Below are 25847 nucleotides of genomic sequence, written 5' to 3' on the forward strand. Positions count from 1 at the left end.
GAAATTAGTTTTTGTAAATGGCGTAACTCCTAAACGTTTAATAATAATTGTTTCTTTATACCTTAAAATAATTTGTGGAAATGAAGAAATCCCTAACGAAACAATTACTAAAGCGATCGTTCCAGGGGCAACATTTAAAAATGCTAAATTAAGTATTTCATCGTCTGAAGGACCAGGAAATCAAGAAATAATAGAACCGATAATAAATAAAGAAATAAGCGGGAAAATGAAAGCAAAAAATGGTCCTTGAAAACCACGAATAAAGCTTTTCATTAACAGCTTGTAAAGCGCAAAATACTTATTGAGAATAAACATAAATTTATTTTTGTTTTAGTTAATTTTTTTGTTTCGTTTAAAAATTTTTTTAAAAAAAGATAACTCTTTTGAAATTGTATCAGACAATTTACGTTCACTGTCTGCTTTCTCTTTTAATTCACGATTTTTTTTATCTTCAATTTCTGTAATATAAGTAAAGTATTTGTCAATAAAGTTATAAACTGTTTGATACTTCTCTTCTACTTCTTTAACTGTTAAGTCATAAACAATTTTACCATCTTCAATAACCAAAAGACGATCACATAATTCTTCTAACTCTTCCATATTATGTGAAACCATAATTACTGTCCAATTATTTTCAACGATTAAACTTTTAATAAAATTTTTTATTCTTTGTTTTTGTTGAATATCTAGACCTGTACTTAATTCATCTAGAACTAATAATTTAGGATTATGAATAACCGCTAATAAAATATTCAATCGTTGTTGTTGACCACCAGAAAGACGTTTAGCGTATGAATCCATATGTTCCCTTAAATTAAAAGAATCAATTAATTCATTCAAACGATCTTTAATAAATTGGTTTCCTGAATAAACATCACGATAAAAATAAATTAAATCTTTAACTTTTATTCTGTCAGGATAGGTATTATCTTGGAATTGAATTCCTGATAATTGTGAAATCTCTTTTTTAGTATTTCCATAACTTCGGATTATTTTTCCAGATGTTGGATCTTTAATTCCAATAATCATTTCAACTAAAGTTGTTTTTCCTGCTCCATTTTTACCAATAATACCAACTACTTCACCTTTTTTGAGTTTAAAAGAAATATTGTCAACTACTGTCTTATGACCATATTTTTTCGTAAGTTTATCAACTGTTAATAAATATTCTTGAGATTCAATATCTGGATTATTTAAGTTGTTTATTTGTTTCATAATTTTTTCCAAACAGATTATTATTTTTTTAATTGATATTAAATTATAAGAATAAAAGATAAAAAACTTAATTTTATTGTAATAAAATGATTTTATTCTAATTTTTGCTATTATCAAGCATTTCTTTTAATATTTTTGTATTTTTATAAATTATTTGTTCACCAATTTCATAACTAGCAATTTTACTTTGTTCAATGTGGAACTTTATTGGTATGTTTAATTTAATAAAAAGTTCTGGTTTGTCTTTTCATAATTTTTTTAAATTTTTTGCCATTATTTGAATATTAGAAGATGTTTGAACTAACATGTCTTTGTTTATATAATAAGGGTCGCAATAACCAAACCCTAATCCACTTATGACAAATATCGTTGCATAATTTCAATTTATATTTATAGGATTATCACCTCTCCTGTTCATTATTATAAAATTTGAAATTATAGATTTTGAGGAAGTTTTTATACTCATCTCGCAATTATTAACTATTAAATCGATCATGTTTTTTTTATGTCCTGCTAAAATACATTCTAAACCTATTTTTTTAAATAAAACGTAACAAAAAAATTCTACAACTCCGCCAACAATAAATTTATTTTCATTAATTTTACTGTCATAACTTTTATATAAAACTTCAAATAATTGTAAAAACTCATCTACAACTTTTTTATTTTCTGAACTATAAATATAGTCTTTGATTTGTTGAAATATCTTTTGGTGATTTTTGTAATGATTCACTTATTATTACTATTTCTTCGATTAATTTTTCTAATATTTTTACGACAATTGAATTACCAGACAAAGATATTATTTTTTTATCATTGATTTTTTTAGATAATTTTAAATAATCGTCGCTTGAAAAACCCATTAATTTAAGACTTTCAAGGGCACTTAATTGTGAAACTTTTGACCCGTCTGTTATTTTAATGATATTTGAATAAGATATGGTACCACAGTATTTATCTATTTTTCATGCTCTATTATAAGAACCATTTTTGTTGCCTTTTTTATCATATCAACTCATAAAATTGGAGAAATTAAATATCGGTTTTTTCTCTAATAAATATCTTTTTTCAAAATTTTTAATATCTAAATAATCTGTTAATTTACTTTTTAAAACTTCTTGCCCGTAAGTTAAAGTTAATTTGTCTATTATTAATTGATCAAAAGAAAAGACAATAAATAATCTTTCCCTATTTTGGGGAATGTTATAGTTAAGGGCGTTTAAAATTTTATATTTGTAAAAATATCCCATACTACTCATTTCGTTTAAAAATTCTTTTAAAACCTGATTGTGATTATTATTAATTAAAAGATTTTTTACATTTTCAAATATAACTATTTTTGGTTTTAGATAACTTATAATCTCTAAAGATTTTCAAACCAAACTACTCCTTGTATTAGATTCTTTAAAACCGCCTTTGTTTTTTCCTGCATGTGAAAAGTCTTGGCAAGGACTGCCCATAAATAAAAAGTCAACGTTATTTTTATAAAACTTTATTTGTTCTTTTTTGATTGATTTTATATCTCCGAAATTAGTTACTACTTCATCATAAAGAAGGTTATATCCATCAATTGCTTCTTTAAGAATTTCACTAATAAACAACGTTTGATGCGGAATTTTTAAATTAATTAATGCTTTTTTTGGTGCACCTATTCCGCTAAATAATTCAACAATTTTTAATTTTTCTTTAAAAACAGCCATAAAAATTAAATATAAGGATTATTTTTTCTATATTAATTTATCTTTCACTTTTTCAAAATTAAAAAATGGTCCCCAGAGTGGGACTTGAACCCACACGAATTTCTTCAAAAGTTTTTGAGACTTTCACGGCTACATTACGTCATCTGGGGCGCCGACTTTTTATTTTAAAAAAATGGAGCAGATAAAGGGAATCTAACCCTTACTTACAACTTGGAAGGATGTTGTTCTAACATTAAACTATATCTGCATGGTGTCTAAGGTGGGACTTGAACCCACACGGGAAAAATTCCCATAAGATCTTAAGTCTCATATGGCTACCATTACATCACTTAGACTGGTACCCCCAATAGGACTCGAACCTATATTTATTGATTAAAGGTCAACTACTTTAGCCTTTAAGTTATGGGAGCATGGATAGGATGGCTGGAATCGCACCAGCGATCGAAGAATCAAAATCTTCTGCCTTAACTACTTAGCTACACCCTAAGGAAAATGGTGGAAGGGGTAGGATTCGAACCCACGAACCTATTAAGGATCTGATCTACAGTCAGCTGCATTTAACCACTTTGCTACCCTTCCGTGGTGCTAGATATTGGACTCAAACCAATTTCTGATGATTACAAGTCAACTGTTTTGCCCGTTAAACTAATCTAGCATGGTGGAGTGTACAGGACTCGAACCTATCACCTTTTGTGTGTAAAACAAACGCTCTAGCCAGATGAGCTAACACTCCGTTTATAAAATATAACAAAAAAAATCAGAATATATTATATAAAATAATATGAAACTTAATATATAAACTATTCTATAACAATAAATCGATTAAATTTTTATCATTAATATTATAAATATAAAATATAAAAGTTGTACAATATTGATTATTTTTGAATATTTTTTTTGATTATTTTTAACTTATAATAATTTTTTGACTAAAAAAGATAAAAATGATTGAAAGTGAAGGTGATGTATGAGCAAAATAGTTGTAGCAATCGGCGGGAATGCTTTGGGCAATACTCCTAAAGAACAAAAAGAAATAGTTAAAAATACTGCTAAGCATTTGGTTAAATTTATCAAGCAAGGTAATGATTTAGTTATTGTCCATGGAAATGGTTTACAAGTAGGGATGATTAACAATGGTTTTTTTCTAGCCCATAAACACGAATCAACATCCCCAGTTGTCGATTTTCCTGAATGTGGTGCAATGAGTCAAGGTTATATTGGTTATCATTTACAACAAGCAATTAAAAATGAGTTAAAAAAAGAAAAAATTAACAAAGATGTTGTTACTTTAATAACTCAAATTGTGGTTGATAAAAATGATGACGCTTTTAAAAATCCAACAAAACCGATTGGTCGATTTATGAGTGAAGAAGATGCAGAACTGATTGCTAAGAAAAATCATTGAGTAGTTAAAAAAGATTCCGATCGAGGTTGAAGACGCGTTATTGCATCTCCACAACCGATAGACATCATTGAAAAAGAAATTATTAATAAACTAATTGATAATAAAGCGATTGTTATAACAGCTGGAGGGGGCGGAATCCCTGTTATATATGACAAAAATAACGGTTATGCTGGTATTCCTGCTGTTATTGATAAGGATTTTTCTGCTTTTGTTGTAGCAAAAATGGTTAACGCTGAAAGATTGGTTATCCTAACCGCTGTTGATGAAGTTATGTTAAATTATGGTACAGAAAATCAAAAAGGTTTAAAAACAGTAAAAAGTAGTCAAATAAAGGAATTGATTAAGACAAAACAATTTGCATCTGGATCAATGTTACCAAAAGTTTTAGCTGCCCTATCATTTGTTGAAGCAAGTCATAAATCTGCTGTTATTGGAAACTTAAATAAAACCGAAGAAGTTTTAACAGGTAAAAGCGGAACAAAAATAATTTTATAATCTTTTATTTCCTGTTTTGGTGGTTATTTTAGATCAAGAAAATTTTTAAAGTTTTAGTTTTTTTGGTTCTTGTTGGGTTATACAATGAATATTCCCGCCCCCTAATAAAATCTCTCTTGCATAAATTGGTTCAACCTTACGCTTTGGAAAAACTTCTTTGATCGTCTTAATAGCGTTATCATCTCATTTTTTATCATTAAAAATTGGAAGAATAACCGCATTATTAGCAAGATAGAAATTAGCATAACTAGCTGGTAAACGAGTATGAGATTTTCTTAACATACCACCTGATGGATCGATATCACTAACTTCTTTTTCTTTATAAAAGATTGGATCTGGTTGATGAATTTTTGTCACTTTAATTTTTCTGCCCTTGGCATCTTTATTTGATGTTAAAAAATTATAAGCTTCTAAAGAACGTTGATATTGAGGATCTTTTTGATCATCAGTTCAAGTTAAAAGAACATGCCCTGGTTCAATGATTTGGATAACGTTATCAACATGACCACTTGTTTCATCGTTATAAACCCCACGTGGAATCCATAAAACCTTTTCAACACCAAGATAATTTTTTAAATGGTTCGTAATTTCTGCTTTAGTTAAGTCAGGGTTTCGGTTTTTATTCAATAAACATTCTGCTGTTACATAAACAGTTCCATCGCCATCTGAATGAATCGACCCCCCTTCTAAAACTAAAGGGGCATTATAATATTCATAATCTATCAATGAACAAACTTTATGAGCGATGTTATTATCATCATCTCATGGAAAATAAAGGCCTTCATTGATACCCCCTCAAGAATTAAAGATTCAATTAACACCTCTTACTTCTCCTGTTTTTTCATTTCTAACAAAGGTAGGTCCAATATCGCGCATTCAAGCATCATTATTAGACATTTCGATTACTTTAACTTTTTTATCGAGATGAAATCTAGCGTTTTCATATTGCTTGTTTGAAACCAACATAACCACTGTTTCATATTTAGCGATTGTATTAGCAACTTTTGTAAAAACTTTTTGAGCAGGTTTTGCACCATGTCTTCAGTTATCGGTTCTTTCAGGTCATATCATTCAACATCTTTCATGTTCAGCTGTTTCAATCGGCATAGAAAAACCATCTTCTTTAGGATTTGATTTTAGATTGTTGTTCATTCTTTTGTTCTTTTTTGTTGTTTAAAATAATATTATTTGTTGTGTTTGTATTTATATTTGTTGTGTTTACATTTAAATTATGAATATTTTTATCATTTTTACGTTCTTTTGAAGCTCATCAAATTAAAATTTCACCAACTAAAATACAAATAATAGTTCCAATAATTGAAAATAATACAAACGGACCACCAGCGTTAACACCAGACATAGAAATACTTTTATTACCAACAATAATATCTCCAAAAATAAATAAAATAATACTTAAAACTAAAATACTCATTGGAAGTAAAGTTACAGATCATTGAATAAAGCGATTACCAGGAATTTTAAAAGGGCGATCAATATTTGGTTCTTTTTTTCTTAAGATTAAAAATGATGGAAATATGAACAGATACGGCATTAAAAAAATAATAGATGAAAATGAATATAATTGTCAAAAAAGATCAGAAATACTTCTGCCTTTTGAAGTTAATCCTGCGATTATTAATAAAATAGTTGAAATTGCTCCTGTAATGATTGTTGCTCATAATGGAGAATCGTTTCCTAGTTTTGAAGCAAATAATTTTGGAAACTCACCATCATCTGATGCTTCTTGAATTGCTCTATTTGAACCTGCTGTTCATGTAACCATATTCCCAAAAAAAGTTATAACCAAAAAGAAACCAAAAATTTTTGTCAATCACCCAGGAAATACTTTAGCAATTGTTTGAATAATACCATTTGAAATATTTAAATCTTTAACATTTAAAATAATATTAACCGCCACTGTTCCTAAAACATAAGCAACAATAACAGTGACCCCTGCTAATAAAATTGATAATGGAATGTCCCGTTTGGGATTTTTCATATTTTTAACCGTGTTAGAGCCTAATTCAAATCCTGAAAGGTTATAAATAATAACCGGTAGAAAAACAATCCCTGTTGATCATGATGGTAAAATACCATATTTAGGATCATTAAATGGCGTTTGAACTCCTCCCCCTTTTGCTAATCAAACTATCAAAGCAAGAACTAATCCACATGTTACAATAACTTTTGCAAGTGATGATAGGTTTGGAAGTCATTTAGTGTAGTTAATATTCATTAAACCAACCAAAACCGTTATTCATGTAATCAAAACAGCAATCCCAATTTGAATCCAGATAGATAATGGGTGGTTAGGAAAAAAGATTAAAGATATTGAAGATGAAAAAGCAATATAAACAGAAGACATTCATAAACCAACGTTTAATCAATAAAATCAATTAGTCCTAGCTGCTCATTTCGGACTAAAAGCACGTTTAACCCATGTATAGATCCCCCCACCATCACTGTAGGTAGATCCTAATTCGACGGTTAATAAACCGTATGGTAAAAAATAAATAACTGCTAAAATACATCAATAGATGATAGATTGTCATCCGATAGCTGCTGCTGCTGAAAATGAATCTAAAACAAAAACAGCACTGAATGTAAAAGCGATAATATCGAAGAGTTTTAACCCTTTTTTTCTATTTGCCATGTTAATCCCAATCTATTTTTTTTGAACGTTATCGTTTTTAGAATCGTTATTATAAGTGTAACGCTCTTTTCAAGATCGATTAATCGATTTCATAAAACTTTCTATTCTACCGCGATGATAAATTTTAACTGCTTTTGAACTTTCATCAATTCTTGGATATAAATAATAAACTAACAATCCCATTTGAGCAGTTAATCTGTTTTCAGCTTGCTCAAAAACAATTGATTGTTTTGAATCGATAACTTCATCAAAAACTTCAACATTTCTTGATGCAGGTAAACAATGCATAAATAATGCATCACGACCAGCTTTTTGCATTAAACGAGGAGATACTTGATAAGTTGGTTTGAAAGCTTTCACCCTTTCAGTTGCTTCATCTTCTTGATCGACCCATCATCAAAGATCGGTATACACAATGTCTGCCCCTTTTATCTGATCAACATCATTCGTTCATTTAACTGATCCTGAATGAGCTTCTTTAATGTTTTGTTGCGCCATTTTAATCCATTCATCAGGTGATTTATATTTATCTGGGGATATGTGAATAAAATTCATCCCTAATTTTGTAACAATTTGCATTGTTGATGAACAAACATTTGTTCTATCACCAATAAAAACGACTTTAATGGTTGAAAAATCGATTTCGTGATATTTTTTGTTTTTCAATTTAGGAATATATTCAAGCATTGTAAACGCATCACAAATGGCTTGAGTTGGATGATTGTAATCAGATAATCCATTTAAAACCGGAACATCTGAATACTTAACTATATTTGTTATGGTTTTATGTTTCAACGCACGACACATAATGCCATCACAAATATGTGAAAGGACTTTTACAGTATCATAAAGACTTTCTCTTACCCCTAAATGGATTTCGCCTGGTTTTAAATACTGAGCGTGTCCGCCTAATAATGTCATTGCAGCTTCAAAAGAAACCCTTGTTCTTGTTGATGGTTCTTCAAAAATCATAGCTAAAGTTTTATTAGCTAATAGTTTCGGAACCGCTCCATTATACCTAGCCTCTTTTAAAAAGCCCATCAAAGTAAAAATTTCAAAAATTTCTTTTCTAGATAATTCTTGAATGTCAACAAAATGTCTTATTTTGTTCATAATATACAAACCTTTCTAAGCGATTATTCTAAATTTTACAAAAATATAAAAACTGAATAACTTATTAACTTTAATAATTTGTCTTAGTTCTTGCCTTAGTATATATTAAAGCAATAATTAAAAAAAATATTCAATATTTTGCAATAATTAGGCTTATTTTTTACTTTTTAATGGTGAAAATGAATTTTTAACTTCTTGTTTATAGAACTCTACCCCTGGTTGATCAAATGGATTGAGATCAAGTAAATAACAATATGCTGTACAACTAACCATAAAGAAGTGGTATAAGTAACCAAATTCTTTTTCTGTTAAACCGTTATTATTAACTTCAATAATAACAATTCTATTTTCTGAAATATTGAAATGACTTTTTTTAACTGAACGATAAACTACATCTTGAATAAAATTAAATGATTTGTTTTCTAAATAGTTTAGTTGATCATAGTTTTCTAAAAATTTCGGAACATTTAATGTTTTAATATTATTTTTAAAAAATAAAAATGTTTCAAAAAATATTTTGCTTCCTTGTTGTAAAAACTGTCCTAAAGAATGAAGATCTCTGGGAAAAACCAAACCAGCAGGAAAAATGCCTTTTTCTGCTTTACCTTCGCTTTCTGCAAACAGTTGTTTCCATCATTCAGTAAATACATCTAAATGTGGTTCAAACTGAATAAACGCTTCTACTTTTAAATCATTGTTATATAAAATATTTCGAATAACAGCATATTTATAAGCATTATTTTTAATTAAATTTGATGTTTTGCTTAAATCTTGATAAGCATCTATTCCACCTTCAATAAATTTATCGATATTTAAATTCATAAAAGCCATCGGTAAAAGACAAGATGGTGTAAAAACTGAATATCTACCTTGAATGTTTTCAGGTATTTCAAAAAAAGTAAAATGATTAAAATCACTGAAATTTTTTAAAAATCCAACATTTTTACTGCTAATTATTACGATTCTTTTTTGAAAATCTTGTGGGAATTTTTCTAACAATATTTTATATACACAACGAAATGAAAGTAAAGGCTCAAGGGTTGTGCCTGATTTTGAAACCAATATGATCGAAAAGTTAACTGTTTTTAAGTATTCAAGGGTTGAACTAATTTCTTTTGCTGATAAGGTGTCTCCTAAGTAAACGATTTTTTGTTTACTTTTATATTGATCTACTAATGCTGAAATTGTTGCTTTTGCTCCTAAATTAGAACCTCCTACTCCGATTAAAACCAAAACATCTCCTAATTCTTGAAGTCGCTTTGCTGTAGTTTTAATTGATGTAATGATATTTTTATCATAATCCTTACATAATCCATACCATCCAAGATTTTCAGATGTTATATACATTGATTTTAAAATTTTATTATGAATAAAATCTATTTTTTTGCTGTATTTTTTTACTTGTGGTAAATATGCTTGTAAATATTTTAATCCTATTTTAACCATAATTGTTGCTTTCTTAGTTAGTAATTATTTTATCTAGTTGAACGTCATATTTTTCTTGAAATAAAATGGTTGAGAATTGAAAATGATAAGCAACGCCTAAAGTTTTTAAATTTGGATTCTGAATCTTGATTTTTTGTAAGGCTTTATCATAATAACCATGTCCGTAACCAATCCTGTAATTTTTTGAATTAAAAGCGATTAATGGGCAAATAATTAAATCTATTTTTTGAACAGGAAAATCATTTATATCCATCGCTTTTCTTAAAAAAAATATTTGTTTTTTTTGATGAAAAGTATTATATTCAATTTTTTTAAATAATAAAATTGCGGAGTTATTTAGACTGTAACATGCTGGTAAAAGGCAAATTATTTTCAATTTTTTACAATAATCATAAAATAATTTTAAATCAACTTCGTTATTAATTGATCAATAAAAGGCTATCGTTCTGATGTCTGAATTATTTTTTAAATAATCAATTAATTTGTCAAAAATAACAAGATTATAAATCGATAATTGCCATAAAGAATATTCTTTTCGATATGTTAAATATTTACTTCTTATTTCTTTTTTAATCAGATGATTCATTCTTTTTTGAATGTTTGTTTAATAATTGAAGGAATAAATTAGGACCTAAAGTAGCGCAATTTACGCGACTAGGTTGTAAATAAATATTTTCAAAAGCTATCAATTCATCCATTTCTTTTTCATTATAATGTTCGTGTTTTATCATCTGGAAATATTGATTAATCAGATTAATTGCATATTTAACAGGTTTATTTTTTAACATTTCTGCGCAAATGTCAGTTGATGCGGTGCAAATTGCGCATGCTTTACCAGTAAATTTAGCATCAATAATTTTTGTTTTTGTTTCATCAAGTTTTAAAAAAACTGTAATTTCATCAATACAAAAATCGCTGTTGTAATACAAATGTAAAAAATCATTTAAAACGGATTTATCTTTAGTTAAAAATAAATAATTTAAAGGGTTTTTATAATGAGAAACAATTATTTGACGATAGATGAGACTGTTGGGATTATCATTATTATTCATGTTAACTAATTTCTTTAAACCTTTTTTAAATATCTAAATTAATATAAAATCATCCTTGATGCCTTGTTTTAGCATCTTGATCAAAATATCAATATCTTCTTTTATATTATAAACAGCAAACGATATTCTTACCGCTTTTGGTTCAAGAATAAGACATCTTAATAATTTAACGCAATGATCGCCTGCCCTAGTAATTATTTTATGAGACATTAAATAGCTAGCAACGTCTTGACAGAAAAAACCTTTAATATTAAATAAAATTATCCCTGCATTGATAGATTGGTTATAAATAACAATATTATCAATTAATTTTAATTGTTGAATCGCATATTTTGATAATTCTATTTCATGATCTTGAAGGTGTTTTTTACCGACCTTATTAATAAAATCAAGCGCTTTATTTCAACCACAAATTCCAGATAAATTTAAAGTCCCAGGTTCAAGACATAACGGCATCTGTTTATAAACTATTTCAAGGTCATCTTCAACTGCTAAAACAGAATTACCACCACCAAAAACTGGAGTTAAATGATTGAAATCTTCAGATTGGTATAACATTCCAATCCCGGTTGGAGCATACATTTTATGAGCTGAACAGGCAAAAAAACTGATATTAGCTTTTTCAATATCCAAGTCGTTGTATAAACATCCTTGTGCTCCATCAACAATAAAAATTAAATTTTTCTTTTTTATATCTTCTTTTAAAGCATGACCAATTTCTTCAATTGGTAAACTAAAACCAAAAATGTTTGAATGGTGAATTAAAGATAAAACTTTCAGATTCTTAGTTTTTTTAATTTGCTTTAAAATATCATCTAAATCAATATTTTTAAAATCTATATCTAAAAATTGAACTTTTGCTTTAGTTTTTTTAGCTAACTGAAGTAAGGGCATTAAGTTAGAACTGTGTTCATAATAGGTTGTTAAAATAACATCATTTTCATCAAGTAATGGTTCAATTAAATGATAGGCTGTATTTAAAGCCATCGTTGTCCCGCTTGTAAAGACAATTTGTCTGATGTTTTTAATTTTAAAAAAGGCCCCTAATTTAGCTTTTGTATCTCAATAAATATTGAGCAAATTATCAGTTATCTTCGATTCACCACGATAGATATTAACTGTTAATTTAGTATTATAATCATTGACTGCATTAACAACGTCAAGTGGTTTTAAAGAAGTTGCAGCGTTATCTAAATAAACAGTGTTAGGGTTAAAAGAAAAAAATGGAAATAATTTTTTAATTTCTGAAAAATTCATTATAAGTAAAGGAGATTAACTCTTTCTTTCAATATAATTATAAACGTATAGATTATCAAGTTATAAAATGAATATTTTTAGTCTTGATTTTATTAAAATTTTAAAAATTAGAGAAAGAAAAAATTATGGAAGATTGTATTTTTTGTAAAATAGTTGAAGGAAAATCTGCTGGATATAAAATCGCAGAAAATAAGAATTGAATCGCAATATTAGATATCGCTCCAATTACGTTTGGTCATGTTCTTGTAATTAGTAAAAAACATTACAAAAACTACTTAGAAACGCCTATCGATACTTTAAATGATGCTCATCAACTAATTGAAACAATTTGTTTAAAAATTAAAGATAAATTGAATGCTAAAGGATTTAACATTACAACTAATATTAATCGTCAAGCTAATCAGGTTATTTTCCATATGCACTGGCATATTATCCCGCGCTATGACGAGGTTTATCAAATGAAACCAAATCGTTTAACAATAACTGCTAAAGAATTGCAGAAACTTGAAAAAATGTTAAAAATATAGTTTTAAATAAATAAAACTTAGTATTTTATTGTTTACCAAGAACTTCTAACATTTGTGTACTTACAATTGTAGAAAGGGCATTTTTTAATTTTTGGAAAATGATTTGCGTTTGGGTTTTTGTTGGAGAATGAATTGAAAAGTAAACTTTTATTTTAGGTTCAGTTCCAGAAGCTCTAATCGCAATTCAACCAAATTCAAATTTAATTTTTACAAGATTACATTTATACTCTGGTTTTGGATAATTAACAGAAAAATCTTGTTTACTTAAAACCAAGTATTCAGCAATCGTATTAATTCGTCTTTGGGTGAATATTTCCATTACTTTTTCAAAAACTTCACCACTTCGTGGATTATCTAAAGTAAATGAAATATCTTCTTCGTGATAATATCCATATTCTTGATATATTTCTTCTAATACATCTAAAGGCGTTTTGTTTTCTACTACTTTATAGTAATTAGCTAAATCAACAAAGAAAGTTGCTGCTTGCAATCCATCTTTATCATGGACAAAATCGCTAAGTAAATAACCAATTGCTTGTTCAAAACTAAAGAAAAAGTTGTATGTTTTTTTGTTTTGTTCTATTTCGTTGGCCATTCATTTAAAACCAGTTGGAGTTAAAAATGTTTTAACGTCAAATTTTTTACCAATTAAAGATGGTAGTTCTCCAGAAACAAATGTTGTGTATAAAGCTAATTTTGATGGCAATTCATCTCTTTTTTTCAATTGCTGTAATTTATAATAAACCATTAAACTAGCAACTTGGTTCCCATTTAAAATAACGTATTCTTTTTTATTTCAAATCGCAACCCCCATTCTATCAGCATCAGGATCATTCATAACAATAATGTCACAATTCTCTCTGCTTCCTGTGATTTTTGCTAACTGAAAACTTTCAGGAATTTCAGGATTAGCTGTAATAGTATGTGTAAAATTAGGATCTGGCACACATTGTTCAGCGATTGGACAACATCATAACCTAATTCAGTTAAAATTTGGGGAACTAATTTATATGATGTTCCGTGTTGTGATGAAAAAGCTACTTTTAGTTTTTTTTCTAAAGCTGAATTTAAAGCCAATGATTTAACATAATTAACATAATTATGCTCTATTTCATCAGGAACTGTTCTAATCAAATCTTTATTAGGTGATATTTTTAAGTTTAGAACATCTTTATCATTTATTTTTTTAACTTCAGCGTTAATTGCTGTTGTTTCTTTTGGTAAAAGCTGTTCTCCTTCTTGACCGTAAACTTTAAAGCCGTTATATTGTTTTGGGTTATGACTTGCTGTAATAATAATCCCACCTAATGCTCCGATTTCACGAACTGTAAACGACATAAGTGGAGTTGGTTTTAAATCATTATTAGGAGCTAGATAGACAACTAATCCTCGTTCTGAAAAAAGATTAGCTAATTCCATTGTAAATTCTTTACTGTAATGACGATTATCATGAAAGATAACAATACCTTTGCTTTGAAAAAAATTAGTTCAACCACTTTTTTTTAAATAATTAAAATAACCAAGACCTAACTTTCTAATTGTATAAATATTTAATAAACTAGAACCTAATCCAAGTTTAGCTCTAACGCCAGCTGTTCCAAACACAAAAGGAAAATCAAATGCTAAATGAATTTGATTTTCATCCATTGATTTCAATTCTTTCAGTTGATCTGGACTTTTTATATTATCCAGTCATAGTTGATAATTTTCGTTTTTCATTTTTAATGAGTTTTAAAGTATAAAATTTTAATTTAGTTTTAATTTTTAATAATATCTTAAATTTTAATATTAGAAAAACAATTAAAGAAAAAAGAATGATTAGGAAAGACTAAAAAAGAATAAAAGATATAAAAAGATTTTAGATTAAGATTTATTTTTAGTAAACCATTCTTTTATTGCTTCAACCTTGTCTAATTTTTCTCAAGGTAAAATATCTAAATCACTTCTTGCAAAATGACCAAAAACTGATAAATCTCTAAAATGAATATTAGCGGAATTAACAAAATTAATAATGTTAAAAATACTTAAATCAAAGATCTCCTTTACTGCTTTTGAAATATTAATATTATTATAAATATTATTAGGACTGACTTCAATAGAAATATCAGCAAGTTTTGGTAATCCCATGATGTAATGAAGTGAAACTAAGCATTGATTAATATTCAAAGCTGCAACGATATTTTTAGCAATATAACGAGCAAAGTATGCTCCGCTTCGATCTAGTTTTGAAGGATCTTTGCCAGAAAAAGCGCCGCCACCAACTGGTATTCCCCCACCATAACTATCAACTACTATTTTTCTTCCAGTAGCTCCTGTATCAGCAAAAAGTCCACCGATGTGAAAAGAACCAGATGAATTGACAAAAATATTTTTTTTATCTAATAATGAAGAATCGTAAACTATTTTATTTTTAACGCTATCATCTGTTAAAACGTTATTAACAATTTCCTTAACAACTTCATCTTGGAATTGTTGAATGTCAGTTCCTTCTTTATTTTGAATACTTAAAATAATTTTTTGAAGATGAAAATGAATTTGGTTATTTTTTTCAAAATAATAACCAATCACTTGTGATTTCATATCCAAGTAGCAAGTTTTATAAAGATATGAATCTTTTAAAGCTTGTTTTTTAGCAGCCGTACGTAAAAGAAGGTGTGCTAAATAGGCATGAGTTGGAAAATAGTCTACTCCAAATGATGTAGCATAACCAAAACTATATCCTTGATCACCTGCTCCTGTTACTTTGCTATCCAATGAAACGTGGTTATTTTCAGGTGATGTTATGGTATTAAAAATCTCTTGTGATTGAAAATTAAAATCAACAACAATTTTTTTTTCAGTAATAGATTGATAGTTAGAATCGCGTTGTGTTAATTCTTTAAAAAAAGCAAAAACTACTGCTTTTATATCTTTATTTATTTCTTTTAGTTTATCATCATGTATTTTAGTTGCGACATTAATTTCACCTAAAATAGTGATTTCATTAAAGCCACAAATAACTTCACAGGCAATTTTAGCATTTTTCCCATAATCAAGTCTTAAATGGTCAACTACTAAATCTGCGATTTGATCAGCTAACTTGTCAGGATGCCCATAACCAACCGATTCAGCGCTGTATACAACACTGTCTAGATTTAAATCTTTAATAACCTTTAACATAGTGTTTTTATTATAACTCTAAAAAATTTGACAATAAAGATTTATAAATTGAATTGAAATCTATACTCCGTCATCTTCATAAACTGATGAATGAGACATTTTTTTCTCTAAATATTCTACTTCTGGGATGATTTTTTCTTTTCTTGCTAAAACAGCAGCAGCTTTTTCAGGTCATTTTAAATATTTTGAAAGGAAGTAAGTTAAAGTAGAAGCGATAATTAAAAAGATAAAAAATCCAATTTGGAATACATAACCTTCGTTATGTGCTCAATCTGTAGACATGTTAACGATGTTGGCAATAACATATCAAGAAAGAAACACCACCATAACAATAATTGCTAAAACAAAATAAATAACTTCTCACGTTTTCATTTTTAAAAGTGGTTGCTCGCCGTTTTTTGGTTTAAATTTCGCTAATTTAATTGAAGCAGCAATTGTTAATGAATACTGAACAAAGGCAGTAATAGTATAAACTTGCAACATCGCTGACATGTTATCACCATATGATTTTGGTCCAAATATAGCTATTAATATATAGGCAAGAACTAAGATTGAAGTGAAAATGAAGTCAAGTCAGAAAGCGTTTTTAAATTGATCGTATTTGTTTGTTTTTGCTAAACCTAAAGGTAATAGTCCATCAACAGCTAAAGGAGCAATAAATCTTGTATTTACTCATCCATATTGTAAACGACCAGATAATTTATTAGCAACTTGTGAAACAATAAAGATTGAAGTAATTACGATTGCTAAAACTCCAGCACTACCGAATAATTTTTTAACTATTAAATTAATCATATTTACAGATGAGTCTGTGCTAGGAGCAAGAGCGCTCCCAAGCGCACCTAAAATAATGTAATAAAAAACTAAATAAAAAATTGTAGCAGCGCCTAAAATAATTAATAAACCTTTGGGAACATTTTTTTCTGGATTTTCAACATCATCAGATATAGCAGCGATCCCTTCAATTCCACCAAAGGCAAAAAAGAAAGCGGATGTTCCAATTACAATATCTGTAAGATTTCTATTCCCTTTCGGAACAAGATAACCATTATTAAAAATATTATGTATAAAATTACCATCTGTATTAAAATCAATAACAAAAATAGCAAGCGCTAAAATGATAGAAAATATCAGAACTCCTCATTTTAAAAATCATAAAATGATTAAAGTAATCTTAGTTGATGTTATCCCAAAATATAAAACAGAAGAAACTAAAATATATAAAATACCTGCAATTAAAAAAGTTCACTTTGTAAAAGAGTGTGGGATAAAATTACCAACTGTTTGTTGTGTAGCTCAAACGATTCCTGAAATAACACCAAGTGATACAGCGGGTGCTTGCGCATATTGAAATCATCCTGTTAAATTGGCTCAAAAAGGTCCGAAGGCTTTCTTAACATATAGGTAAGAACCACCATAACCTTTTATTTTATTTGATAGTTTAGCGAACGCTAACCCAACAGCAAAAGCGATGGCAGCACAGAAAAAGACCATAAACGGAAATCAATTTCCAACACTTCCATATGCTTGACTTAACGCTATTAGAAAAGCGTAACCAACCATCATATTAAAACCAAAAATTAACAGAACTTTTAAGGGTTGTTTTTTTGACATTAGTATATTGTTTAAAACTGAATATTAACCTTCCTTTTTTAAAATGATTAATGAATTAATCAAAATGGTAAAAAATATGGTTAATAAGAGTTTTTGCTTTGTATTCCTTTCTTTAAAATGAAAATTTAAAACCTAGATGTTTTTTAATTTTTAACTATTTTTTAATCTTTTATTATAACTATTTTTTTTTCAATTATTTTGAAAACAATAACAGTAATGATCTTAATAAAGAATTTTTGGATCAGCTTGTGATTTTCAGTTTAGTCAATCGCCAACAAAATATAAACCAAAACCAACAACTCCTGAAATGAAAAAAAGAAATAGTTGATAAATATGATCATGAAAATCATTAATTAAGTTATTAAAAACATAAAAAAGAAGAAGAAAGACCAAAAAGAAAGAAAGAAATAAGTATCAATACCGCTCTGTTTTTTTTAATTTGAGGACTTGATCTTTTTGTGATGAAAGTTTAAAAGCAGCTAATAAGGTAAAAATATATTGAATAAAAATAATCAGTGAATAAATATCAACCGTTGATATTAAAAGTGTTTTTAAATTAGGGTTAACAAAAATAAAAATTAAATAAACGATAACTAAACTAACTGTAATTCCAGAGTCAAGAAATAAAGCATTTTTAAATTGATGATTTTTATCTTTTTTAGCAAATCGGATCGGTAAAAAACCATCAGCAGCTAATGGTGCTATTGACCTTGTATTTATTCAACCAATTTGAATGCGACTAATAAATCTCATCGCAATTTGAGCAATGATCGTAAAAAAAGCAACAATCGAAGCAGCTAAGGTTAAACCACCATTTTGGTTAAACAATTGATAAAAAATTAAATTAATCGGATTGTTATAAACCCCTGTTCCGCTATCAACCAAACTATTAGGTCCAGATGCCCCTAAAGTTCCTAAAAATAAAATAAAAACAAGAAGATAAAAAATAACAATCGTAATGACAATTCCTAAAATTATTTTCGGCATTTTATGATGTTTTTTATCATCAATATCTTTTGTGATTGCTCCGATCCCTTCAATCCCGCCAAAAGCAAAGAAAAAAACAATTAAGGTGTTAACAGCTGTTCCAAAATCTAAATTTTTGGGCGTGTAACCGTTATAGAAAATGTTCGATATAAATTTATTGGGATAAATAAAAAAATAAACAAGAGTGAAAATGATTGCTAAGATGATAACCGCTCATTTTAAAATTCAAGTTATTTTTAAAGTTCAAGAAGTTGATGCTAATCCAAAATATAAAACAATAATTGTGATAAAGAAAATGACAAAAGCAAATATAAATAGATATACTTCAAATTTCTTAAAAAAATCATAATCAGGATTTGTTGTAAAACCATGTCAGCCAGCAAAAGTTCAAACAATCGAAGCGATGATAGCAGAAGCAGATAATGGTGCTTGAATGTATTGAAATCATCCTGCAAGATAACCTGGAAATCTTCCAAATGCTTTCTTAACATATAAATAAGAACCACCATATCCAACAATTTTGACTGATAAACGAGCAAAAGCTAAACCAACAGTGAAAGCGATTATAGACGTAAGCGCTAACATTAAAATAAAATAATTTCCAACATTTGAAAAACTATAACCTAAACTAAAGAAAAATCCATAACCAAAAATATAATTTAGTCCAAACATGAACATCATTGCAGGAGAATATTTTTTAATCGGTTTAGGGTTTGTTGATGAACTATTGGCAGTTTTATTTTTCGAAATTGGCATTAAATTTAAATAATAATGTAATTTAATAGAAAATCATTATACACTTAAATAAGATTAATAATTTTGATTTAATTAATATTTTTATTTTTAAATAAAAAAAACCCCAAAATTGGGGTTTCAAATAAATTTTATATGTTAATTTGTTTAAATTAATTGCTTCATTGGAAAGCTTTGGTATCATCTTTTAAATTGTCGGTTGATTTGTGGTATCCGAAAATCATAGGTTAACTTATATTTAGTGTCTGTATTATGTATAACATATTTGTTAAACTTACCTTGAACTACATTTATACTTCCAGCAAATTGAAATGTGTAAATTGTTTCGAATAAATTTTGTAGATGTTTTTTCTTGTGTAACTATAAAATCATTAGATTGCACTTCAAAGTTTTTTGATGGATCGAATCCTGAAATTTTATTTGATGAATTCTCAATTCAAGAATATACATCGCTAGTTATGTCAGCTAAAATATCTTTAACTTGAAATTTAGGATTGTCTATAGGTGTGATTGGTGTTCGTGGTTTAGGTGTAACCGGAACTGGCGTATTCCCGCCGCTTTGTTTATGTTGATGACCTGAATTATTACATCCAGCAAATAATAATGGCAGGATTAATAATGGTAAGAATTTAATTTGTTTTTTCATCGGTTGTGTTTGTTTTTACATCGGTTGTGTATGGTATATTTTTAAATGTTTTTTTGTTTTTAAAAGTTTGTGGTTTTTATGAATTATCCAAATCATTAAAAAATATTGTTAATTTTTTGCAGAAAAAAATTAGCAATTAAAAATATTTTACACTATTTATATAAATTATTTATTTTTTTACTTTATTTTTAAAAAATTAAAATAGGTCATATTTTTAACTTTTTTTAATTTATAAACGAAATAATAAAATTATAAAAAAATAAGAAAATGATATAAAAAATAAAGTTAACCTATTGAATAAATTAATCTCTTAATTAAAAAAAACTGTTATCAGATCCAAAGTATATAAAAACTAGCAACATTTAATCGCAAGTAATATATTAATTCTAGATGTTGTTTAGTTTTTAAAATAAAGTTCAACGATATTCCAAAATATTTTACAGTTTTTTTAAAATTTGTAAAAAATTGATTGAATTTTTTTTGCTTTTTAAGTAAAAAAATTAAAAATGACTACCTAAAAAGATGATATAAAAATTAATATTTAATTTAAATTTCTTAAAATTTTATTTTTAAAAAAAGAAAATACTAACTATGTTATTTTAAATATTTACTGAACCTAAAGATGCTATTTGTAATCATACAAATAGATCATATGAATTACCTCAATTTGTAGCACATTTTGTCATTCATTGAAAATAAATATTATGATTATCTCTTCAAATATATAAATCAAAATCAAAATAATTTCATTCTGATTTTGAAATAACAACCGTTGTCCAAAGCATTTTTGAACTTGGAATTCTTTCTAAAGGGATTGGTTTTTTATCATACTTAGCTACATCTGAAGTTTCTGAATTATTTACTCTTATTTCAGAAAATGATGAATCAAATGAAAGAACTTTGAATTTTTTAACTACTTGATCTCAAGTTCCATATTTATCTCAATTTTCAAATAAAATATGATCATCTGATTTATCACTAAACTTACTATAGTATCCATCGTATTTAAAGTTATATCCAATATTGTAACTATTTTCAAGGTTAGCTTGATATAAATTAAATTGTTGAAGAGTTATATTAAGCGATTGATAACGGTAAGCATCATATCCTGGTGGTGTTGTAATTCCATCTTCTTTATAATACCATTGATAGAAAATGTCCTTTGCATCATGTCACATGTAGAAATAAACTTTGTTATAACCACCCATTTTTTGGTTTTCTAAATCCAAAGAAAAAAATGGTTTTAAACCATGAATCGGTTTATAGGCTGGAATATCACTTACTTTATAAAATTTGTTTAAATTATTTGATTGAGAATCCCCTTCATTAGGTTTTGAACCTGATTTAATTGATATGATTGACTTATCACCGAAATTAAAATATTGATATTTCTTTGTAAATTTATCTCAGTTGGATGCATACTTGTTCCATCCATTATATGAATAAACTTGGGAATGATCTTTAATTCCTGTTGTTGGAAAATCTTTCAGATCATAAACATGATCTCATTTGTAATCAGAAAGATATTCAACGACCTTTGAATCGTTGTTGTCAGAATCTTTTTTATTGACAAAACCAGCAGATGATAATGAGCTGATAGCAGTTAATGCTAATAAAGTATGTTTTAACATATTAATAGACATCTCCTTCAAATAATAATATATATCTTATTATTACAAATTAAGCAAATGTTTTCAAGATGTTTTTAATTAAATTCTTTGTTCTTGCTGATAATAAAAAGCACCCTAAAAATTAGGGTGCTTTTATTTTTGGTAAAGATAAATATCTTAAATCTTAACTTCGTTATTTATTCTTTTTTGTGTTTAAAAAAACTAATAAATTTCTTCTTAATCTGATTAAATTTGGCTTTAATTTTGTTTTCTTGTTTTGATTGTTCAATATCAATAACTAAATCTGCTTTTTGAATATTTTGCGGTTTTATATCGTTTGGTTTTGGATTTTCAATTGTATTAATAACCGCTTTTTTAATATTTTTTAAATGATTTTCTTTTGTATCGTCTGAAATTCTATCAATGATGTCTTCAAGATTATAGTTTCTATCTCTTGTTTTTTTTCAATGTTCATAAGAAATGTCAGCTTCTTCAAGATCAGGGTCATGAACTTTGTGAGCTTGTTTTCTTCAATTTAATCAATCTCCAATTGGATACAATGATAAACCAACAATTCCAGCAATTACAAATAAAATAATTTGATAAATATTTTGCATTGTATGTTGAACAATAGCATTTGTAACGTTATTAACTAAATAATAACCTAAAAGGAAGAAAAGAAAGATGCCACCAAAGAAATACATATATCTTTCTCATTTTTTGACCGTCAAAAAACCAACTTTTGGTGAAGCTAATTTCCATGCTGCAAACATCGTTAGTCCATACTGGACAAATACGACCAATGAATATAAATCAAGCGAACCAGATAATACATCCATCCCAGCCCCTGATTTGAAAAATGGCACTGAAAGAAAAATTGAAAAGTAAATTAAAACTAAAACGATACTGATAATTGAATCAAGGAATAAAGCGTTTTTAAATTGATGATATCTATTTCTTTTTGCAAATCTAATTGGTAAAAAACCATCGGCAGCTAAAGGAGCGATTAATCTTGTGTTTACTCATCCGTTTTGAATTCTACTTGTCAATTTATTAGCAATTTGTCCAACAACAGCAAGAAGACCTAAAAGCATTGCTACAACCCCTCAATTTAGTTTTGTTTGAAAAAGGTTTTTAAAAATCATATTAATTGGATTAACATCAGAACCAGAAGCTAAACCATTTTGTGCCCCTAATGCTCCAAGAAATAATAAAAATGCAAAAACATAGAAAATAGTTGTAAAAATGATAATACCTAATAAAATTTTAGGCATATTTTTATGTGGGTTTTCAACATCATTAGCAACCGCTGCAATACCCTCAAAACCACCATAGGCAAAAAAGAAGGTGATTAATGAATCAACAGCTTGCCCCATATTTAAATTTTTCGGCGTATAACCATTATTGAAAATATTCGAGAAGAAACCTCCATCACCTGAATTTGATCAAAACATTCTTGAAAAGCAAAGAACAAGTGAAAAAATAATTACGCCCCATTTTAAGGCTCATAAGAATCATAAAGAATAAGTTGTTGGCGCCAATCCAAAATAAAGAATAACAATAATGATAATAACAGATAGAATAGCAAAAGCAATAATTCAAAACTGATAGTTGTCATAAAAATTACCACTCGTACTAAAACCTGTCCAACTTTTAAAAGCTCAAGCAATCGCTGAAACGGTTGTTACGCAAACAAAAGGTCCTTGAATATATTGATATCATCCAGCAATATATCCCGTGAAGTTACCAAATGCCCTTCTAACATAAATATATGAACCACCAAATCCACCAAATTTTAAAGTTAATCTTGAAAATGAAAGACCAACCATAAAAGAAATTAATGATCCTGCTACTAATATTAAAATGAAGTAGTTTCCAACAGCTGCGAAACTGCTTGGTAAAGCGAATAGGAAAGAGAATCCAACCAAAAAGTTGAATCCAAAGATGAACATCGCTCTTTTAGTATATTTTTGAATTTGTCCTGACATATAAATGCATTGTTTTTTAATAGGCAACCCTATTTACTTTTATTGAATATTTATTTAATAATATCTTATTTTGATAATAATTAAAACATTATATAAAAAATAAAAAATAGTTTTTGTTTTTTTAATTATTAGTATAAGCGATTTTTCCCCTAACAATTGTTTTTAAAATATCCAAATTATCTTTATCTAAAACGATTAAATCAGCTCATTTTCCTGTTTCAATCGAACCAGTTTTATCAAACATTTGGATAATTTTAGCAGGATTGTATGAAATCATTTCGATCATATCTTGAATAGAACATTTAAAACCTTTTAAACCTGTTTTAAAACAATGAATCATCGAAGCAGCAGAACCTGCTAGAACTTCAGGATTTGAAGCAAGATACATCGCGCCATTTTTTTTATATGTTTTTAAATTGCCTAATGTGTAATCGCCATCAGGGGAACCATTACCTTTTGTCGCATCTGTTATAACACAGATTTTTTCTTTCCCTTTGATTTTATAAGTTAACTCTAAAACTAATGGATTAACATGAAAACCATCAGTAATTATTTCTGTAATTATGTTATCACTGCTTAAACACCCATTCACAACCCCAGGATGGCGGTGATGAAACGGAGACATACCATTAAAAAGATGTGTGGCTAAGGTTAAATTACCAGTTTTTGCTAATTCTAAAACATGTTGTGCCGTATCATTTGAATGTGCTACTGTAGCGATGATGTTGTTAGATTTTAAAAACTCTAGATCTTTAGGTGAAAGGTATTCAGTTGCAACCCCTAAAATTTTAATCAGGTTATTTGAAATTTTTTGATATTCAAGAATTTCAGATTCAGAAAAAGGTCTGATTAGTTTTTCCTCATGTGCTCCTTTGGTAATCGGATTGATATAAGGACCTTCTAAATAAATACCATTAAAAAAAGTTTGTCCATCATTTATATCTTGGTTGTTGAAAAAATTTAATGATTTCTTAAGAATGCTTTTAATTTTAGCATCATCGCTTGTAACAATTGTTACCAAACAAGATGTTACACCATCTTTTGGTAAATTTTTCATCATAACTGGTAAAGCTTTAAGATCGTTGTCGGTTAAATCATATCCAAAACTTCCGTTTGTATGAACTTCAATAAAGCCGGGTATTAATAAATTTCCTTCTAAATCAATAACATTATTTTGATGTGAAGCAGATTTATATTTACCTTCATGAATTTCAGCAATTTTATTATCAAGGATCTTTATCCAGCCATTTTCAATAATTTTGTGAAATGTATAAATTTTACAATTATGTAAGATCATATCCTAAATTTTTTGTTAATTTCAAAAAAAATTAATTATTTATATTTAGTTATAACAAATATTTTAAGATGACTTTATCTAAAAAAGTGTTTTTGTAAAAAAAAACCATTTTTATTAAATCCTAAAAAAGTATTTAGTTCTAATAAAAATGGTGACTAGGAAAGGAATCGAACCTCTGCACATAGAGCTTCAGTCTACTGCTCTACCACTGAGCTACCAAGTCTGGCGGTCTAAACGGGACTTGCACCCGTAGTCTCCTCTGTGACAGAGAGGTGTGTTAACTATTACACTATTAAACCTGGTCACAGAGGAAAGGAATCGAACCTTTCTACCTTTGGATTATGAGCCCAATGAGCAACCAATGCTCCTCTCTGCTATATAAAGTATACACAAAAAAATTAAGATATATACATCGAAAAAATGGCGGAGAGGGTGGGATTCGAACCCACGCAAACATTTCTGCTCCTCTCGGTTTTCAAGACCGGCCCCTTATAACCACTTGGGTACCTCTCCTTTGGTGGATCCTACAGGAATCGAACCTATGTCAATTGGTTATGAGCCAAGCGCTTTAACCACTAAGCTAAGGATCCTAATAAAAATGGTGGCGGGAGAGAGATTTGCACTCTCAACCTCTTGGGTATGATTCAAGCGCTCTAAACTCTTGGAGCTACCCCGCCTGGTGGAACTAATCGGAGTCGAACCGATGTCTTTTGAATGCAAATCAAGTGCTCTCCCACTTAAGCTATAGCCCCAGAATGGTCAGAAAGACTGGACTCGCACCAGCAACCCCTTGGTCCCAAACCAAGTACTCTACATTGAGCTACTTCCTGAAAATAAATAAAATTAAAAGAAAATGGCGCACCTAAAAGGACTCGAACCCTTATCTTCTGATCCGTAGTCAAATGTTCTATCCAATTAAACTATAGGCAC

Annotated in this window: 22 protein-coding genes and 17 tRNA genes; 2 read left to right on the forward strand and 37 right to left on the reverse strand. The window is 28.1% G+C overall.

Going from position 1 to position 25847, the window contains the following annotated elements; translation table 4 throughout:
- The 12 genes from JRW51_RS00005 to JRW51_RS00060 form a co-directional block, all read right to left on the reverse strand.
- On the reverse strand, positions 1–273 hold a 273-nt coding region (locus JRW51_RS00005; protein ID WP_250328655.1), incomplete at its 3' end, for a hypothetical protein.
- A 57-nt stretch (positions 274–330) separates the two neighbouring features.
- Positions 331–1215, reverse strand: a complete 885-nt coding sequence (locus tag JRW51_RS00010) for an ABC transporter ATP-binding protein (RefSeq protein ID WP_250328656.1) — start codon at positions 1213–1215, stop codon at positions 331–333.
- A gap of 97 nt (positions 1216–1312) precedes the next feature.
- Complete coding sequence (locus tag JRW51_RS00015; protein ID WP_250328657.1) at positions 1313–1948, reverse strand: hypothetical protein; 636 nt, start codon at positions 1946–1948, stop codon at positions 1313–1315.
- Positions 1890–2915, reverse strand: coding sequence for a DNA cytosine methyltransferase (locus JRW51_RS00020; protein ID WP_250328658.1), 1026 nt, complete (start codon positions 2913–2915; stop codon positions 1890–1892). The genes JRW51_RS00015 and JRW51_RS00020 overlap by 59 nt, the downstream gene beginning before the upstream one ends.
- Positions 2916–2981: 66 nt before the next feature.
- Positions 2982–3064: transfer RNA gene (locus JRW51_RS00025), tRNA-Leu, on the reverse strand.
- 24 nt (positions 3065–3088) lie between these two features.
- Positions 3089–3162: transfer RNA gene (locus JRW51_RS00030), tRNA-Gly, on the reverse strand.
- A 1-nt stretch (position 3163) separates the two neighbouring features.
- A tRNA-Leu gene (locus JRW51_RS00035) sits at positions 3164–3250 on the reverse strand.
- A tRNA-Lys gene (locus JRW51_RS00040) sits at positions 3251–3325 on the reverse strand.
- Position 3326: 1 nt separating this feature from the next.
- Positions 3327–3401: transfer RNA gene (locus JRW51_RS00045), tRNA-Gln, on the reverse strand.
- Positions 3402–3408: 7 nt separating this feature from the next.
- A tRNA-Tyr gene (locus JRW51_RS00050) sits at positions 3409–3494 on the reverse strand.
- A 1-nt stretch (position 3495) separates the two neighbouring features.
- Positions 3496–3570, reverse strand: a tRNA-Thr gene (locus JRW51_RS00055).
- A 1-nt stretch (position 3571) separates the two neighbouring features.
- Positions 3572–3648: transfer RNA gene (locus JRW51_RS00060), tRNA-Val, on the reverse strand.
- A 234-nt stretch (positions 3649–3882) separates the two neighbouring features.
- Here JRW51_RS00060 and arcC point away from each other — a divergent pair.
- Entirely contained in the window at positions 3883–4815 is a 933-nt protein-coding gene (gene arcC / locus JRW51_RS00065) for a carbamate kinase (RefSeq protein ID WP_250328659.1), read from the forward strand.
- 45 nt (positions 4816–4860) lie between these two features.
- On the opposite strand, the gene aguA is transcribed toward arcC, so the two are convergent.
- The 7 genes from aguA to JRW51_RS00100 form a co-directional block, all read right to left on the reverse strand.
- On the reverse strand, positions 4861–5967 hold the full coding sequence (aguA, locus tag JRW51_RS00070) for an agmatine deiminase (RefSeq protein ID WP_250328660.1): 1107 nt from the start codon (positions 5965–5967) through the stop codon (positions 4861–4863).
- Complete coding sequence (locus tag JRW51_RS00075; protein ID WP_250328661.1) at positions 5939–7468, reverse strand: APC family permease; 1530 nt, start codon at positions 7466–7468, stop codon at positions 5939–5941. The genes aguA and JRW51_RS00075 overlap by 29 nt, the downstream gene beginning before the upstream one ends.
- A 12-nt stretch (positions 7469–7480) precedes the next feature.
- Positions 7481–8581 carry an ornithine carbamoyltransferase gene (gene argF, locus JRW51_RS00080; RefSeq protein WP_250328662.1) on the reverse strand — a complete coding sequence of 367 codons (1101 nt, stop codon included), beginning with the start codon at positions 8579–8581 and terminating at the stop codon, positions 7481–7483.
- Positions 8582–8734: 153 nt separating this feature from the next.
- Positions 8735–10027 carry a hypothetical protein gene (locus JRW51_RS00085; RefSeq protein WP_250328663.1) on the reverse strand — a complete coding sequence of 431 codons (1293 nt, stop codon included), beginning with the start codon at positions 10025–10027 and terminating at the stop codon, positions 8735–8737.
- A 13-nt stretch (positions 10028–10040) separates the two neighbouring features.
- A complete protein-coding gene (locus JRW51_RS00090; RefSeq protein ID WP_250328664.1) occupies positions 10041–10613 on the reverse strand; it encodes a 5-formyltetrahydrofolate cyclo-ligase in 573 nt (190 codons plus the stop codon).
- Positions 10597–11079 (reverse strand): iron-sulfur cluster assembly scaffold protein, encoded by a 483-nt coding sequence (locus tag JRW51_RS00095; protein WP_250328665.1) that lies wholly within the window; start codon positions 11077–11079, stop codon positions 10597–10599. The genes JRW51_RS00090 and JRW51_RS00095 overlap by 17 nt, the downstream gene beginning before the upstream one ends.
- Before the next feature lie 33 nt (positions 11080–11112).
- Positions 11113–12336 (reverse strand): aminotransferase class V-fold PLP-dependent enzyme, encoded by a 1224-nt coding sequence (locus JRW51_RS00100; RefSeq protein WP_250328666.1) that lies wholly within the window; start codon positions 12334–12336, stop codon positions 11113–11115.
- A 125-nt stretch (positions 12337–12461) separates the two neighbouring features.
- On the opposite strand from JRW51_RS00100, the gene JRW51_RS00105 reads away from it, so the two are divergent.
- Positions 12462–12863: an HIT family protein gene (locus tag JRW51_RS00105; RefSeq protein WP_250328667.1), complete on the forward strand. Its 402-nt coding sequence runs from the start codon at positions 12462–12464 to the stop codon at positions 12861–12863.
- 25 nt (positions 12864–12888) lie between these two features.
- Here the strand turns inward: JRW51_RS00105 and JRW51_RS00110 are convergent, their stop codons facing one another.
- From JRW51_RS00110 to JRW51_RS00195, 18 genes are all read right to left on the reverse strand, one after another.
- The gene (locus JRW51_RS00110) at positions 12889–13809 is read right to left on the reverse strand and encodes a hypothetical protein (protein ID WP_250328668.1); all 921 of its coding nucleotides are present in this window, start codon (positions 13807–13809) and stop codon (positions 12889–12891) included.
- A complete protein-coding gene (locus JRW51_RS00115; RefSeq protein ID WP_250328669.1) occupies positions 13743–14582 on the reverse strand; it encodes a hypothetical protein in 840 nt (279 codons plus the stop codon). Before JRW51_RS00115 ends, JRW51_RS00110 begins: the two co-directional genes overlap by 67 nt.
- Positions 14583–14726: 144 nt before the next feature.
- Positions 14727–16022, reverse strand: a complete 1296-nt coding sequence (locus tag JRW51_RS00120) for a methionine adenosyltransferase domain-containing protein (protein WP_250328670.1) — start codon at positions 16020–16022, stop codon at positions 14727–14729.
- 60 nt (positions 16023–16082) lie between these two features.
- Positions 16083–17636 (reverse strand): APC family permease, encoded by a 1554-nt coding sequence (locus tag JRW51_RS00125; RefSeq protein ID WP_250328671.1) that lies wholly within the window; start codon positions 17634–17636, stop codon positions 16083–16085.
- A 222-nt stretch (positions 17637–17858) separates the two neighbouring features.
- Positions 17859–19379, reverse strand: coding sequence for an APC family permease (locus JRW51_RS00130; RefSeq protein ID WP_250328672.1), 1521 nt, complete (start codon positions 19377–19379; stop codon positions 17859–17861).
- Between the two features lie 271 nt (positions 19380–19650).
- Positions 19651–20022, reverse strand: a complete 372-nt coding sequence (locus JRW51_RS00135) for a hypothetical protein (RefSeq protein WP_250328673.1) — start codon at positions 20020–20022, stop codon at positions 19651–19653.
- Positions 20023–20621: 599 nt separating this feature from the next.
- Positions 20622–21653 carry a hypothetical protein gene (locus JRW51_RS00140; RefSeq protein ID WP_250328674.1) on the reverse strand — a complete coding sequence of 344 codons (1032 nt, stop codon included), beginning with the start codon at positions 21651–21653 and terminating at the stop codon, positions 20622–20624.
- A gap of 176 nt (positions 21654–21829) precedes the next feature.
- Positions 21830–23620: an APC family permease gene (locus JRW51_RS00145; protein ID WP_250328675.1), complete on the reverse strand. Its 1791-nt coding sequence runs from the start codon at positions 23618–23620 to the stop codon at positions 21830–21832.
- Between the two features lie 121 nt (positions 23621–23741).
- On the reverse strand, positions 23742–24917 hold the full coding sequence (nagA, locus tag JRW51_RS00150) for an N-acetylglucosamine-6-phosphate deacetylase (RefSeq protein WP_250328676.1): 1176 nt from the start codon (positions 24915–24917) through the stop codon (positions 23742–23744).
- A 149-nt stretch (positions 24918–25066) separates the two neighbouring features.
- A tRNA-Phe gene (locus JRW51_RS00155) sits at positions 25067–25140 on the reverse strand.
- A tRNA-Asp gene (locus tag JRW51_RS00160) sits at positions 25141–25216 on the reverse strand.
- 4 nt (positions 25217–25220) lie between these two features.
- A tRNA-Met gene (locus JRW51_RS00165) sits at positions 25221–25292 on the reverse strand.
- A gap of 46 nt (positions 25293–25338) precedes the next feature.
- Positions 25339–25430, reverse strand: a tRNA-Ser gene (locus JRW51_RS00170).
- Positions 25431–25432: 2 nt separating this feature from the next.
- Positions 25433–25507 (reverse strand) — tRNA-Ile (locus JRW51_RS00175).
- Positions 25508–25516: 9 nt separating this feature from the next.
- Positions 25517–25594 (reverse strand) — tRNA-Met (locus JRW51_RS00180).
- Positions 25595–25669: transfer RNA gene (locus JRW51_RS00185), tRNA-Ala, on the reverse strand.
- Between the two features lie 4 nt (positions 25670–25673).
- A tRNA-Pro gene (locus tag JRW51_RS00190) sits at positions 25674–25747 on the reverse strand.
- Between the two features lie 24 nt (positions 25748–25771).
- Positions 25772–25847, reverse strand: a tRNA-Arg gene (locus tag JRW51_RS00195).

Origin of the sequence: Mycoplasma sp. SG1 (assembly GCF_023612375.1) — a bacterium.
Classification (GTDB): Bacteria; Bacillota_I; Bacilli_A; order Mycoplasmatales; family SG1; genus SG1.